This is a genomic window from Actinopolymorpha sp. B11F2, from assembly GCF_040195635.1.
Lineage (GTDB): Bacteria > Actinomycetota > Actinomycetes > Propionibacteriales > Actinopolymorphaceae > Thermasporomyces.
Genome location: NZ_JBEFTX010000005.1, coordinates 184,363 through 199,455, shown reverse-complemented (window position 1 = coordinate 199,455; position 15,093 = coordinate 184,363). Strand labels below are relative to the sequence as shown.

The following is a 15,093-nucleotide window of genomic DNA, read 5'->3' as shown; positions in this document are numbered from 1 at the left end:
CATCCAGGTGTAGGCACCGGCGAGGTCGCTGCCTCGTCGGCGCAGCGCGGAAGCGTCCCCGCACCCCTCAGGAGTGTTGGTCGGGGTTGTCCCAGAACGCCGTCTCGGGATCGTAGACGGCGGGCGTCGGGTGGATCCAGGGAGCCACAAAACCGCCCTGGGCGAGGTTCTCCTTCCGCGGGACGTTCCTGAGTTCCTCGTGGGCCAGCATGACCATAGGCGCGTTGGAGACCGTGCCCTGGACGAACGGTCCTTCTTCGATGTGGATCTTGGTGATCTCCCACACCAGCCGGTGCCGCGCCATCTCATCGGCCTCGACCTTGCTCTGGTCGTACAGCTCCCACAGCCGTTCGATCGGGCCACCCGGCTCCGGCTCCATCCGGGGCGGCGTGCGCTTGAACGGGTCGACGTTCTTCTCGGCTCCTTCTTCCGGCGTACCGCGGACGTTGTAGTACTGCCCTTCCAGCGGCGCCCAACGGCTCTCCTCCATAGGCACGAGCCACTGTGGATACACCAGACAGTTGGGGCCGTCCCCGATACCCCATCCAGCATTCGACATCAGCTTGCCCGCGCTCCACTGCTCGGAGTACGCCTCCGGGGAGATCGGGTACTGCCGAGCATCAAGGCCGATAGCCTTCCAGTCACGTTCAAGCAGGTTGTTCTTCTGCTGAACGTCGTCTGCAGGGTCGGCCCCGAACTCGAGTCGGATGACGAGTTTGCTGCCGTCCGGTGCCTCGCGGAGACCGTCGCCATCTTTGTCCACAACATCGATCTCGTCGAGGATCGCCTTGGCCTTCTCCGGGTCATACGCGACATAGCTGTCGCGCCACTGCTGGTAGATCTGGCGGCCTTCTTCGTTGATGTGGTACTCGATGGCCTTCACGCTCATCGTCCCGGTGGTCTGCTGACCGGTGTTGAAGTAGATCGCCCTCTGCGCCTCTGGCCGGTTGAACGCATGGGAGAGCGCCTGCCGGAACTTCGGGTTCCGGATGAGCTCCCGCAGATTCTCCTCCACGTAGTCGTAGTTGAAGAAGAATGCGGAGCCCGTGCCGTCGCCGCTGTCCCACAGGATTGGTTCAACCCGGCTGCGGGACTGGGCCGACTTGAGACCAGAGATGTCGCCAAGACCGACACCCATGAATGGACCCAGCAGGTAGTCGATCTTGCCTTGCTGGATCTGAAGCTTGGCGACCTCCTGATCCTGCACGGCGGTCACCGTCAGGGTGTCGACGTAGGGAAGCTGGTTGCCGTCGCGGTCGACGCACCAGTAGTACGGATTGCGCTCCCACGTGACCTGGCGGCCTTCCTGGTAGGTCTTCAGACGCCATCCGGTCATGGTGGGGCACTCGGTGTTGATCTGCCAGTTCCGCTTCTGGTCGAACTCACCGTCTGCTGTCGCCCAGTTCTTGGGCGCGGATGGGTTGTACTTCGGGTGGAACTGCTGCAGGTAGTGCTTCGGCTCCATCCAGCCGGGGCCGATGCCCCGGTTGACCCACATCGCCAAGCGGTCCGCGGTGAGGGGGGCCGGAGCATCGAACGTCATGACGATCGTGACGTCGTCCACTGTCTTCATCGTCATGAGCGTGCCCTTGCCCGACCGGGCTTCGTCCGGCGGCACCTCTGAGTGCTGCTCGTTGAGGACCATGTCCTCCCACCAGAACATCACGTCCTCGGTCGTCCACGGCTCACCGTCAGACCACTTCAGACCCTGACGGAAATGGAGTGTCCACTCAGACGCGTCGTCGTTGGACTCCCAGCTCTCCACCAACCCGGGCCCGATGTCGAGGCCGTCGTTGAGCCATCTGAGCGGGGAGTGACCATACATGTACTCCTTCATCTGCCCGTCGTCGGTGGCGGGAAGCATCATCCGCATGTTGCCGCCGTACTTCCCGACGTCCAGCCAGTTGTGCGGAACGACATACGGGTTGTCCGGCAACCGTTCCTCGACTGGTGGCAGGCCGCCCTGTGTCACCTGTTCGGCGAGCATGGGCGCCTCCTTGAACGACGTGGGGCGCGGCAACGGGTCGGTTGCCGAGCCTTTGCGTTCGGAGGTGTCCGGGCGGTTGTTGGATCGCTCCTGCGACGAGTTGCCGTTGGAGTCGCCGCGGCAGCCGGCGAGCGGGAGCGCCATCGCAGCAGCCGCCGAGCCGTAGAGCAGGGTGCGGCGGCTCAGTGTCACATTCGGGTTCATTGCTTCATGTCTTTCCTACGTTTGGCCAGCGGATGGATGCCGTCAGATCCGGTCCCAGCGCAGCGGCTCGAACTCCGTGAGCCCGACGTACTGGCCGAAGTTCTCCGGATTGACGTTGACGCCGAAGAACCTGATCTTCGTCGTCGTCACAGGCTCGAAGACCACCGTGTTGTACCCAGCCCCCGGCTCCGCCGGATCCCGGGTGATCTCCGTGACGTCGGCCCACCGGCCGTCCTTCCAGTACTGGATGCGGTACTCCTCCGGCGGGATGACGCCGCCGTTGTCGTTGTAGACGTGGAGGTTCACCCGCCCGATCACCGTCGGACCGTCGAAGGTCAACGCGTACCAGTCGCTGTCGTTGTGGGAGTTCCACGACGTCCAACGTGGTGAGGCGCCGTAGGTGCCGTCAATCGGCCCTTGCAGGGTGTCGTAGGGCGAGGTGTACGACGCTTCGGGAGTGATGGACCGCCCACGACCGAGTGCGTTGAGGACGAGGTTGGCGTTCGTCGCCTCGAACTCCTGAACCTTGGCCGCTCCGTCGACGAGCACACGCAGGCGGCGGGTGCTCACGTTGTCGAAGCTCAGGATGTTCGTACCACGAAGGACCTCTCCTGGTGTCGTACGAAGGTGCGTCACGTCGGCCCAGCCGCCACTACCCCAGTACTGCAGCTGGATCCCGGCCGGCGCCTCGTTGAGGTGGAGGTTCACCTTGTTGACGGTACGGCGGATGCCGAAATTGACGCTGATCCACTGTGCGCGGTCGCCATGCGCGGGCACCCATGAGGTGTCCAGGCTGCCGTCGATCGCCTTTAGCGCTGCGCCGGACTCCGACGACGCGGCGGCCGACGGAGTTCTCGGCACGGGGGTGCCAGCCTGGCGGTTGCCGGCGACGTTGCCGGTGTGGCGGACCTCCAGCTCGGTGAGGGTCACCTCTCTGTCCTGCGGAGGCGTCACGTGCACCCGCACGGCGTCGGCGAGCACGGTGTCGAAGGTCACCACGGTCGCGCCGGCAGCCGCAGGAGCGGTGTCGGCCTTCTCGACATCGCGCCAGGTATCGCCGCGGCGATACTCGACGGAGACCGACGCGGGATCTCCGTCCGCACTGCTCCGCAGCACCACCTGGTTGAACTCCCGCAGAGCATCGAAGTTGACACCCACCCAGGCGTTCGCGTCTCCGCTGGACCACGCAACTTCCTCGCTCGCCCCGTCCACGAGACTCCACGGCGTGTCACCGGAGCTCGTGATCGGCATCGGTTCCCGTACACCCGTGGGGTTGTACGCGATCGAGGGTGCGACGTCCGGAACGTTGTACGTCACCATGCCGTCGAGCCAGAAGGTATACGCACCTCCGCCTGAGGTCACCGAGACCTCGAGTCCTGTCACGTCGTCGAGCGAGGCGTCGCCAACGACCGTGCGGGCCCACGAGCCTCCCCCGGCCAGCGGGATCTCGACGCGCTGCCAGCCGTACCTCGCCTCCTGATACGGAACTGCCCAGGGGTCCAGCCAGTTGCCCGACGGGGTGTACTCGATGTAGTCGCCGTCGCCCGCCAGCAGCCTGATGACCGGTTGGCCCGTCCCGAACGCGCGCTCCTCGTGCTCGGCGCTGATCCAGAACGCCAGGGTCGATACGTCCGCCAAATCGAGTGCACCGGTGTAGCGCAGAGTTGCGGCGGTCGCGTCACCGTCGAGCCGAATCGACCGCTCGCCCTTGACGACCTTGGCATCGTCGCCGGAAACGGCCACCTCGCCGCCGCTGCCTTGCGCGTTCCATTCCGCCGCCGCATCGGTCGCTGCTTCCGGATCGGGGTCGGTGACGTAGAAGTCGAATCCCTTGATGTCGGCAAGCTTGCCGTTGTTGACGGTGACGCCGACACGGTAGAAACCCGCCTCGTCAAAGGTGTGCGTCGTCTGAGCGGTGTCAGCGATGGTGCCATCGCCGAGGTCCCAGCGGTACGCAAGCTGCGCGCCCGACGGGTCGGTGCTCTCCGAGGCGTCGAAGGTCACCGGCTCACCCGCCACAGCTCCGCGCATGGGCGAGATGCTGGCCCGCGCGGTGGGGGCCTCGTCGTCCATCGAGGCCGAGCGCTCGAAGACGTCGGTGAGGGCGCCATCGCGCTTGATCGCACCGCCTGGGTTGCCGCTGATCTCGTTGCCAGCGATGTCGAGCCACTTGGCGTTACGCAGGTAGATGCCGTACGTCGCATTGTCGGTGATGCGGTTCTGCTGGATCACCCAGTGGTACGCGGGGTACTCCGCCTGGTAGCGAATCGCCACGCCGGGGCTCTTGTTGTCGTGCACGTGGTTGCCGACGAACACGAAGTGGCTGCTCGATCCGTTGACGACCGAGACGCCGGCGTTGCCGAAGTCCTCGGGCGCATTGGCCTTGGTGACACCGTTGTACGCCGCCTCGTTGCCGATCATCACGGTGTGGTCGGAGCCACCAAGCCAGAAGCCGTACGACGAGTGGTTTCCCTTGTTGCGTACGTAGGTGTTGCCGGGTGACCAGCTCTCCCAGGCGTTGTTGTTGGCGTACGACCCATCGTTCTCCTCGAAGTAGTTGCCGGTGGAGACGACGCCGTTGAGCGGACGGATGAACACTCCGTCGCCGCCATGGGTGAAGTCGTTGCGGTAGAACTCGTTGTCGTTCGAGCCCGTTTCGATCAGCGCGCTCGTGGAGTCGCAGGCATGCGTCTGGCACTGGTCGTTCTGCTGCCGGATGCCGTAGCTGAAATTGTTGTCGCTGATCATGTTGCGCGAGGCGCGCCACATCTTCAGGCAGACGTTGCTGCAGTGCGAGATGTCGTTGTCCGCGATCGTGTTGTCGTTGCTGTGGCGCAGCGTGAGGCCGTTCCAGTTGTTGTGAGCGGTGTTGTTCTCGACCCGGCTCTCACTGACGTTCTCCAGCAGGATCGCTCCCGCGAGCGGCCCGTCGGTCCAGGCCACCGACGGGTTGTCGTAGTTTCCGGAGAAGTCGTTGGTGGTGATGGTCCACCCCGACCCGTCGCTGACCTTGAGGCCCAGGTCGAACCCTCGCGCCGTGAGGCCGGTGAGCGTCACCCCGCTGTGCCCGTCGGCCGTCACGGCGGTGCCCGCGTAGGTGTCAGGGTCGCCGGCGACACCTGGTCCCACCAAAGTCGCCCCGTTGCCGTCGACCGTGATCCCGTCCGCGGCGATCACGATGCCGTCGCCATCGGGGAATTCATACGTACCAGGCGCGAAACTCGTGTCCTGGGTGATGACCATGCCGGGCGTCGGCACGACACCCTCGGCAGCGGTCGCAGGACCGGGGATGAGGGCGAGGCCGAGTAACGGGATCGAGATGAGCGACGTCAGTGAGGTGGGGCGCATCGGGGACTCCTGGCGAGGGGTCGGTCTGAGCTCGGCGATACAGGGGCTCGTGGGTGACGCAGGAGGGTAGCGGTATACGATTTCCCTTATTTAGTCCCGGCTTGCCACAGCGTCAACGGGAAACTCTTGGGAAAATTTCCCGAGCGTCGGGCTTGACCGCGTTCCACTCCGGCCAGAAAATGCCTCCTGGCGGTAATCGTTTACCAAATCCAAATCTGGCCATTGGAGTTCACGGGGCATGGCGCGTGTGACGATGCAGGACGTCGCCCGGGAGGCGGGGTTCTCAGTAGCGACGGTGTCACGCGTGCTCACGGGGAGCCGGCGCGTGCGGCCCGACGTCGTCCGCGCCGTGCGGGCCGCCCAGGAGAGGCTCGGCTACCGCACCAATCAGCTGGCGAGTGCGTTGCGTCGCCAGGCCACGGGCACGGTAGGCATGGTCGTCCCGCAGATCAGCAATCCCTTCTTCACCGCCCTCGTCCAGGCAGTCGAACGCAGCCTGCACCGGTCAGGTCACGGACTACTCCTGTGCGATGGTGAGGAATCGCCAGACGTCGAGGCGGAACGCGTCCGGACCCTGCTCGCACGCCAGGTCGACGGGTTGCTCATCGTGCCGTACGACGCCGAACAAAGTGCCGCGTGCGTACGCGAGGCGGCCAACGAAGTCCCCGTCGTCCAACTCGACCGCGTCGTGTCCGGAGCGAAGTCGGACTCCGTCGCGGTCGACAACGAGCTCGGCATGGCCGAGATGGTCCGCCATCTGGCGATCCAGGGCTACCAGCAGCTGGCGTTCGTCGGTTCCCAACCAACCAACTCCACCGCAGCCGAACGGCTCCGCGCCTACCTCGCGCACGCGGGCGCCCGGGACGAGAACAACCGACACCGCGTCCTGCTCGGCGACTTCTCCACCGCGTGGGGCCAGAAGGCCGGAGGCGACATCGTGGCCGGCGAGATGCCTGCGGCCATCGTCTGCGCAAATGACCTGATCGCGCTCGGCGTGCTCGACGCCCTGCTGGGACACGGTTTGCACGTCCCCGATGACATCGCACTCGCCGGCTTCGACGACATCGCCTTCGCCACGCTCATCCGTCCCACCCTCACGTCGGTACGCCAACCAGTCGACGAGCTCGGTGCCGAGGCGGTACGCACCCTACTGTCCCGCCTCAGCCGCAAGGATGGTATGCCCCGCAAGATCCGGATTCAGCCCGAGATCGTGCCTCGGCAATCGACAGGCGCCACAACATCGGCTAGCGCTGAGGGCTGTTCCGGAACCTCCGGTGGGTGAGTGATTGCCTGGCGCGGCCTGCCCTAGATGGTCGATTCCTTGAAGATCGAGGTTGGGCGTGTTGGTCGGAGAAGTAGGCGGGGGGCGTTCAAGATCAATGTGTGACGAAAGAAATGAACGCCCTCCTGACGGCACTGTACGTGCTGATCGACGATCATGTCGTGCCGCGGCGCCGGGTCGGGCGCGGCCGGCAACCGTTGCTTTCCGACAGCGAGCTGATCACGCTGGCGGTGGCCCAGGTCCTGTTGGGTTGTCACTGCGAACGCCGCTGGATCCGGCATCTGCATGCCAGCTCGGTGTGGCGTGGCATGTTCGGATATCTGCCGCAGCAGTCCGGCTACCACAGGCGGCTGAAGGCTGCCGAACCGCTGCTGTGCAGAGCGATTGTTGTGCTCGCGCAGCACTGCCCGTCGTGGTTCGACGACATGTGGATGACCGACGCCACCCCGGTACCCTGCGGCACCTCGCGCGAGACGGCCAAGCGTTCGGACCTGGCCGGTCACGCCGGCTACGGCTACTGTGCCTCCCATTCCCGCTTCTACTGGGGACTCAAGCTCTACCTGGTCTGTTCCGGCGACGGGATGCCGATCATGTCGTGTCTGGCCCACCCAAGGCTCGGCAGTGCGTGTCAAGCTTTCTGAGGCGCGTCGGTTACGGATTCATTGAATCAACTGGGCTGTTTTTGTCCTGCTGCTGTGTGTCGGTGGGTTTGTTGATCCATGCCGCATCGGGTAGGGCGGTTGGCTCGGGGTGCTTGCGGACGAAGCGCTCGGGGTTACGGGTGTAGGCGGCAGTTAGCATGAAGCGCCTCAAGTTCTCTGCCGCTCTCGTACGGGTTGCGGCTCTCGGCTGAGGTCCACGTAGTGGGCCCGCTCGAACTCTATTGGGGTCATCATGGCAAGGGAGCTGTGTAGGCGTCGGTTGTTGTACCAGTCGACCCAGCCAGCGGTGGCGTACTCGACGTCGGCGATGGTCTTGTAGGGGCCGTCGTGGAAGACGGTGGTGCGGATGCACTCGGCCTTGTAGAGCCCGTTGACGGTCTCCATCAATGCGTTGTCGTAGGCGTGGCCGACGGACCCGATCGAGGGCTGGATGCCCTCGAGTTCGAGGTGCTCGGTGAACCGAATGCTCGTGTACTGCGACCCCGCGTCGGAGTGACGACAGATCAGCTCGCCGGGCACCCTCGGCTGGCCCTCGCGGTCGCGCTGCCACAGCGCCATCCGCAACGGCATCATCACCAGGTCGGTCTCTTTGGAGGTGGCGGCGTGCCATTCAGCGCTGGAGATGGCTAGGGGTGTCCCAACCTGGCATCGCCGTCATCGCCCTGCGACCGCGCTCGGTCCTGGCTCTCGCGCTGGCGAGCGTGGTCGGGCTCGCCGGCTTCGGCTGGCCGTTCGTGGTCGACGCCTCGAGCGCCATGGGTGAGCACAGCCACGATGCGCCGTACCTGTTCATCGGCGTACTCCTGCTGGTCGTCGCGATCGTCTACGCCGAACTCGCCGACGGCGGAATGGACGTCAAAGCGGTGGCGATGCTCGGGGTTCTCGCCGCCGTGGGCGCTGCCCTGCAGACCCTCAATCCCGGGGCAGGTGGGTTCGATCCGGCGTTCTTCCTGCTGATCCTCGCCGGACGGGTGTTCGGACCTGGGTTCGGGTTCGCACTGGGGGTGGTCGTCATGCTGGCGACCGCGCTCACCACCGGTGGCGTTGGTCCGTGGATGCCGTTCCAGATGTTCGGGCTCGCGTGGGTGGGGTTGGGCGCCGGCTGCCTGCCGCGGGCGTCGGGATGGGCCGAGCGCTGGCTGCTCATGATGTACGCCGGCGTGTGCGGGTTCGGCTATGGCGCCCTGCTCAACCTGTGGTTCTGGCCGGTCGCGAGCTACCTGCCCGCCGGTGCTTCCTTCGTTCCCGGCGGGCCGATCCTCACCAACCTCAGCCACTACGCCGTGTTCTACGCGACGACGTCGCTCGGCTGGGACGCCGCTCGCGCGATCCTCAACGTCCTGCTGGTACTCCTTGCCGCACGCCCTCTGCTCGTGTCACTTCGCCGCGCGGCCCGACGCGCCGCCTTCGACACGCCCCGCCGGTGGAGGCGGAGGTCCGCTGACGGAGTCGGGGTCGGGAACGCGCGCACGTCCACCCCTTCGCCCGCACGAGGGCAGGCGTGCCTAACCGTCGCCTGCGCGGCTAGCCCGTCTCGACCCCGTGATAGGGCGCCACGACGTCCTCCCACAACGACCGGAGGTACACGAAACCGTAGCTGGGGTTGTCGATCCGCATGATGCCGCGATACTCACCACGCGAGTACTCGCGGTAGCCGTGTGCCAGCTTGTACCACAGATCCTCGATCCCGACGAGCATCCGGTCGAGGACCTCGTCGACCTCGGGCGTCGGCTGCCACAGTCCGCCCGCGATCATGACCGCCTGGGTGATCTGGTTGGGCTTGTAGCCGCCATAGGCATAGCCGGCGGAGCTGCGCGGCCCGTTGGCGTCAACCGAGTCGAACTCCAGCAGCATGCCCGGTTGGCCGAGGTGGGGCAGGTTCTCGCACCCGTTGTCGATGACCCCGGCGTAGATCCCGTCGCGTGTCAGGATGCCCGTGCCGTCATCGAGTCCGCATTCCACGGTCGCGCCGTACGTGTGGAGCGCGAGGTCGGCCTCGAGGCGCATCGGCTCGTCGAGCTCGACGCCCCACAACGACCAGTCGTGCACGGCCGACTCGATCTGCTCGCCGGTCGGCGCCGCGGAGTCGGGATGCGCGGCCTTCCAGGTGAAGGTGCGATGGGCGTTGTCGAGTCCCAGCTGGTCGAGCCGCCAGACGAACGCCTCGTGCTGGTAGGTGCGCAACAGCCGTTGTGCCGCCGGTACGCCGAAGTACGAGGCGGCGACAAGTATGGAACCACCCATGCCCTCGCGGTAGTTGGGGTTCCAGCCGCGCCCGAGGTTTCCGTCGCCGTCGAGCGTCTGCTCGGGCTCGCCGGCGAGGATGAACGGGTTGTTGTCGCTCGTCGTGAACGCCGAGCCGACCAGCGAGGCCTGCATGAGCGCGTCGACCCGTTGGCGTTCCACGGCCGAGAGCGCCTGCCAGATCCGCGGAATGCGCTTGGCGACGGCGAACATGCCCGTGACGAGGAGTTCGTGCTGCGCCGGGTACCCGCCATTGGCGGCGATGTCGTTGCCGCCGGTGAGCGTGTAGCGCATCTGCTCGAGCAACCGGTCGTCCGCGCTGCGGTCACCCGAGTACGCCGCAAAGGCCAGGATGATCGACGCGCCGCCGCTATTGCCTGCATTGGTGTACGCACCACCAGGCAAGTCGCGGTGGTACCGCACCAGCGGTGCCTCCCGCGCCGCCGCGACCACGTCGGGCGCCGGCGCGCCCAGTCCCGAACCGAAGTCGCTCGCAGCGGAGGTGCGCGGCGGCGCCATCATCGCCGAAGCCGCTGCGCCATGGGTCGTCATCGACGTGCAGACGAGTCCGACCGCGATCGTCACGATGAGCCGCGTGCTGAGGCGAAGGCGCATGGGCATGGCGTTCCTCCCTGCGGACTGGACCGGCGGGCGACGCGCCTTCAAGGTAGGCGATCACGTCGCACGCGTCCGTTCGCTGTCGGGTTCCGGACTCCTCTGGACAGCTGCGGACTCCACACCGATCACGCGAGAGCGATTCAGGGCAACCGCTCACAGTGAAAAGCAGTGGCCCGGCCGCGTGCCCTGTGCGAGAGTGCGTGCCGAGCAAGACGCGACGAGGTCGTATGACACCAGCAGGAGAAACCGACAGCTGTCACCTGCTGGCCTGAGCCGCGGCAGGGCCTGCCCTTCGGGCGGTCCGGTGCCGCCTGCGGAGGCCAGCATGGGCGACAGGAACCGGGCCTGGGAGTTCGCGGACTTCATCGACCGGACCTTCCCGCACGCGGGAAGGATCGCCGACGTGGCCGGCGGACACGGCGAGCTGTCGTACTGGTTGCAGGAACTCGGCCACAGTCCGGTCGTCATCGAGCCGCGAGACGTACGCCTGCCTCGCTGGATCCACCGGGACCTTCGCAAGCGCGCGGTCCGGGAGGGACACCTCGCCAGGATCGAGCGGATCGTCGCGCCGGTCGAGGCCGTCGACCTGCGCGGCTTCTCCCTGGTCGTCGGGCTCCATCCTGACCAGGCCACCGAGCCGGCGGTGCGCGCGGCTGTTGCGTACGACCTTGACTTCGCGGTTGTTCCTTGCTGTGTCTTCCCGATGGACGGCAGAACGTACACCGCGCAAGGCTGGCTAGAGCATCTCGCGACGCTCGCACCGGGCTCGCGGATCGCGCGACTCCCGATCAGCGGCGCCAATGCGGTGGTGTGGCGGCGACGCTCGACGCCGTGGACGGGCGGGCGGCTGGTCAGTTGGTGAGGGTCAGGCGTGGGCGGCGGGCGGGGTCGGACGCGTGACGGGAGGCGAACACCGCCCGCCGGCCGTTGTCCGCGACATCCTCGGCGCGCCGCTGTTCGCGGATGAGCAGGAAGGCGATCGTGTCACCGGAGACCTGCCGTAGGGCGTCGGTGACGTCAAGGCGGGCGGGCGTGACCACGCCGAGTGTCGACACCTGACCGGCGGGGTACACGGTCCGGCCGACGTCGGTGGGGTGGACCGCTTCGCCGTCCAGATAGGGCGCGGAATCCCAGTCGAAGTCCTGGCCCGCCCATGACGTGTCGGTCACTGCGTACACCATGAACGTGAACGGTTGGCCGTCTTCGCTCGCGCCGCACAGCTCCAGGTGGGCGCGACGTGCGTGCCGCGCTTCGGGCCCCACCTCGAACAACAGGTAGCTGACCTCGGTGGGTCCCGCGCCGGTGGTGTCCAGCGCCACGGCAAGGGCTTCCTCGCCGTCGCCGGAGTCCCCACTCCGTCGAACCGTTGCATCCGCCGCCGCATCATGCGTACGAACCCGCCCTGGACCCGCGATCGTCAGCAACCACACCGAGTCGGCGGGCTGGTGCAGGGTGATCTGCTTCGTCTCCGGCAGCGGCACGTCCGCCACGATCCCGCCACTGTGTGCCGGGCTGACCTCCTCGACGATCACCCGTGTGCCGTGTCGTGGAATCGGCAATGCACGCAGGTCGAGATCCACTTCACCGCCCGGCGTACCACTCGGATGGGGCAGCCACAGGTAATGGCACGACGCGGCGCGGTCCTGCGAGACCACCACCGTGCGACCATCGTCGGCGCTCGCCTTCATGAGCGACCGGTCCCCCTTGAACCCTTTCGCGAAGAGGCGTTGCATCTCACCGGCCTTGCTCACCCCGTGGATGTCGTGGAGCCCTTCGTGCTCGAGGTAGTAGAAGCCGGTGCCGTAAGGGATTCCGTTGGCACGCATGGTGTTCTGGAACTTGAACGCGATCATCCCCTCGACCTGTCCAGCGAGCGCCGTGCTCCAGATCTGCGCCAGGTCGCAGTAGATCAAGGGTGTGTCGAGGTCGTCCCCACTGGTCTCGAACGCTGAGGTATTGCGGCGGTTGAACTCCGAGTACACGATCGGCAGCGCCACACCGGTCGGCGTGTACGCCCGCATCTTCTCCCGCATCATCGAGATCTCGTACGCATAGGTGTCGGCGGTCTTGTTGTACTGGTGGGTGTCGAAGACGTGGAACACGTCCTCGACGATCGTGTCGCCGTGATAGTCCGTACGCAGGTTCATGAGCGAGATCTGGCCCCAGCCGTACTCATCGTCGCGAGGGTCGGCGTCCGGATCGGCGTCCATGTGGTCATCGCCGCGCGAGCTCGAGACGTGGGTGATGACCGGGGCCTGCACGCATGCGCGCAGCCGCTTTCCGTATCTCTGGTTGACATCGGCGACCGCCGAACGGATGGCGTCGGAGGCGATCTGCAACCCGCGGACATAGATGTCCTGGTCGACGATGTCGTGTGCCGCGCTCGGGTGGTCCGGCTCGTTGACGAAGTTGTAGCGCTCCACGTCGTAGTGCCGGGCCAGGTGGTAGGTGAACGCGTAGTGCTTCTGCCACTGCAGCCACAGCCCGGACAAGGGTGAGTTCCAACCCAGCTCGGCCGCTTCCATGATGGTGACGATGCCGAGGCGCTTCAGCTCACCCACCTGGTAGTTGAGACGGTAGAAGTTCGTCGTCGGGTAAACCTGGTTCTCGAAGACGTCTTCGAGGATGTCCCAACGCAGGAAGGGATTTCTCTCGGGGTCGCGGCGCAGTTCGGCCTTGCGTAGATCGAAGTCGTCGATGTCGTCGATACCTTCGCCCGGGTCGAACGCCTCGTCCGGTGTCCAGTGCACGAGCGAGGCGAAGAAGCGCACAGCATTGACCCGGGAGTACGCCAACCAGGCCGAGGTGTTGCTCCCGGGCAGGTAGTGACCGGTGTTGTAGCCCACGAGGGGCATCCCGCGACCAGCCGGCGCGTTCTCGACGACGATCCGGAGTTCCGCACCGCCCGCTGCGGGCCCCGGGTTCGACGTCGCGGCCGCAGCTGATGGCATCGGCGATCCTGCGAGAGTCCCAGCGGCCGCACCTGTGGCGGCGAGACCGCCGAGGAGCGTACGCCGGGAGAGGCCGCGTGCCGGTTCGGGCGGAGGCGGGATCGGGGACATCGGGCCACTCCCTCGTACACCCTGGCAAGACACGGGACGACCAGCATCGGTCAGCCGCTCGACGGGTGCGTACTCAACGTTGAACAGCGTGGAGCGCCAGAGTAGTTTTCCGTCCACGCCCGCCGGTAAGCGTTTACCGGTTCTGGTCTCGACCTGGAAGGTTAGCTGCCATGGCAGCACACCGCGGGTTCCGGCCTGCGGCGTGCCCTACGAAGGCGAGGAACCCATGAAGGTGTTCGTCCGGATCGCCACAACGCTCGGCCTCACGGTCGCCGGGCTCTGCGGCGTCGCGACCAGTGCTCCGGCGGTCGAAGGAGAGCCTTGCGCCGTACGCCAGGGTGAGGGTGCGTACCCGAATCCGCTGCACGAATGCCCCGCGGCCGATCCGGGCATGGTGATCCGCGGCGACACGTGGTACGCCTTCACAACCGGGCTGCGCCTCGCCAAGTCCACCGACGCCGGCCACAGCTGGACCAACCTCGGAAAGTTCGTCGAGACCCCGCCGGGATACGTCGACATGTGGGCGCCCGAGGTCTACCGGATCGGCAGGACCTGGGTGTGCTACTTCTCGATGCGCCCCGGTCCTGGGCAGTTCGCGAAGCTGTTCGTCGCGACGTCGGACAACCTGCAGACCGAGTGGACGCTCCGCGAGGAGCCGCTCGGCGAGGATCCCACCGTGAGCATGATCGACGCGAGCATTTTCCAGGCACCGGACGGGCAGCGATACCTGCTCTACAAGGAGATCGGCAACCGGCGCATCATGATCGACCGGCTCTCCGCCGACGGCATGCGCCTTGCCCACCAGCCCACTCCGATCCTCACCGTCACCCAGGAGTGGGAGGGCAACTCGGTGGAGGCGCCGAGCATGGTCTACCGCCCGCAGGACAAGCGCTACTACCTCTTCTACAGCGGCAACCTCTTCACCGCGACCGGACACTACGCGGTCGGCGTCGCCCGTGCTGACGCGCCGACCGCATCATTCGACGCAGGCAAACTCGGTCCGCCGGTCCTCGCCGAGGACGAGCACTTCGCCTCGCCCGGCCACCAGTTCCTCACGAAGGTACGCATCGACGGCAAGCTCACCGAAATGCTCTTCTACCACGCGTACCCACGATGGGATCCGGACGGCAACCCGCTCCCCACCCCCGCACCGCGCGCGCTGATGATGGACCGGCTCACCTGGGACGCTGACGGCTGGCCACGCGTCCACGACGGCACGCCGAGTCGCTGACCTCGAAGGCCGCCGCGGCCGCCCTCGCCAGCCGCGACTGGTTCGTTCGAGCCACGTTCGGTGGCGGTCGGCGCCGATGCGGTTGACCGCAACGTCGAAGCCCTTCCATCCGTTGGTTCCGTCGCCATCGACATTGACGAGCAAGGTCATCCAGTTCCGGTTCGCGTCCGTACCGGTGATCGCTTCAGCGGTGCGCGCGTAGAAGTAGACGTATCGGTCGTCGCGGGCAACCTTGAGCTCCGCGAAGTCGTTACGGCCGGTGTCGTTGGTATATGTCGCGCCGCCGAATCCAGGGTGATTACGCTCCACGGTATCTCCGGTGAAGTCGCGGTAGGCGGGCTGCACGTCGTTCCACTGCGAGAACGGACCATCGATGTCGATCGAACGCTCATTGCCTGGTGACGCCTGGGTGCCGAGGCCCTTGTACTGCCGGATGAAGTCGACCAGTTGCAGGT

10 protein-coding genes and 1 pseudogene are annotated in these 15,093 nt (G+C 66.2%); 6 read left to right on the top strand and 5 right to left on the bottom strand.

Annotated features, from left to right (window positions below; all coding sequences use genetic code 11):
* Window positions 1-67 precede the first annotated feature (67 nt).
* Both ABN034_RS11685 and ABN034_RS11680 read right to left on the bottom strand, forming a co-directional pair.
* Complete coding sequence (locus tag ABN034_RS11685) at window positions 68-2,191, bottom strand: ABC transporter substrate-binding protein (protein WP_349691017.1); 2,124 nt, start codon at window positions 2,189-2,191, stop codon at window positions 68-70.
* 42 nt (window positions 2,192-2,233) lie between these two features.
* Window positions 2,234-5,539: a discoidin domain-containing protein gene (locus tag ABN034_RS11680; RefSeq protein ID WP_349691016.1), complete on the bottom strand. Its 3,306-nt coding sequence runs from the start codon at window positions 5,537-5,539 to the stop codon at window positions 2,234-2,236.
* A 238-nt stretch (window positions 5,540-5,777) separates the two neighbouring features.
* Between ABN034_RS11680 and ABN034_RS11675 the strand changes: the two genes are divergently transcribed.
* The gene (locus tag ABN034_RS11675) at window positions 5,778-6,821 is read left to right on the top strand and encodes a LacI family DNA-binding transcriptional regulator (RefSeq protein WP_349691015.1); all 1,044 of its coding nucleotides are present in this window, start codon (window positions 5,778-5,780) and stop codon (window positions 6,819-6,821) included.
* A 101-nt stretch (window positions 6,822-6,922) separates the two neighbouring features.
* Window positions 6,923-7,462, top strand: a complete 540-nt coding sequence (locus ABN034_RS11670) for a hypothetical protein (protein ID WP_349691014.1) — start codon at window positions 6,923-6,925, stop codon at window positions 7,460-7,462.
* 168 nt (window positions 7,463-7,630) lie between these two features.
* Here the strand turns inward: ABN034_RS11670 and ABN034_RS11665 are convergent.
* Window positions 7,631-8,092, bottom strand: a pseudogene (locus ABN034_RS11665) (transposase); the annotation flags it as partial.
* Between the two features lie 23 nt (window positions 8,093-8,115).
* Between ABN034_RS11665 and ABN034_RS11660 the strand changes: the two are divergent.
* On the top strand, window positions 8,116-9,102 hold the full coding sequence (locus ABN034_RS11660) for an ECF transporter S component (protein ID WP_349691013.1): 987 nt from the start codon (window positions 8,116-8,118) through the stop codon (window positions 9,100-9,102).
* Here the strand turns inward: ABN034_RS11660 and ABN034_RS11655 are convergent.
* Window positions 9,008-10,348, bottom strand: a complete 1,341-nt coding sequence (locus tag ABN034_RS11655) for a hypothetical protein (RefSeq protein ID WP_349691012.1) — start codon at window positions 10,346-10,348, stop codon at window positions 9,008-9,010. The two genes, ABN034_RS11660 and ABN034_RS11655, sit on opposite strands and share 95 nt — an antisense overlap.
* 322 nt (window positions 10,349-10,670) lie before the next feature.
* On the opposite strand from ABN034_RS11655, the gene ABN034_RS11650 reads away from it, so the two are divergent.
* A complete protein-coding gene (locus tag ABN034_RS11650) occupies window positions 10,671-11,207 on the top strand; it encodes a class I SAM-dependent methyltransferase (protein WP_349691011.1) in 537 nt (178 codons plus the stop codon).
* Here ABN034_RS11650 and ABN034_RS11645 read toward each other — a convergent pair.
* Window positions 11,197-13,407, bottom strand: coding sequence for a CBM96 family carbohydrate-binding protein (locus ABN034_RS11645; RefSeq protein WP_349691010.1), 2,211 nt, complete (start codon window positions 13,405-13,407; stop codon window positions 11,197-11,199). The genes ABN034_RS11650 and ABN034_RS11645 overlap by 11 nt on opposite strands.
* Window positions 13,408-13,633: 226 nt before the next feature.
* On the opposite strand from ABN034_RS11645, the gene ABN034_RS11640 reads away from it, so the two are divergent.
* Both ABN034_RS11640 and ABN034_RS11635 read left to right on the top strand, forming a co-directional pair.
* Entirely contained in the window at window positions 13,634-14,638 is a 1,005-nt protein-coding gene (locus ABN034_RS11640) for a family 43 glycosylhydrolase (protein ID WP_349691009.1), read from the top strand.
* Between the two features lie 60 nt (window positions 14,639-14,698).
* Window positions 14,699-15,040: a hypothetical protein gene (locus tag ABN034_RS11635; RefSeq protein ID WP_349691008.1), complete on the top strand. Its 342-nt coding sequence runs from the start codon at window positions 14,699-14,701 to the stop codon at window positions 15,038-15,040.
* Window positions 15,041-15,093 lie beyond the last annotated feature (53 nt).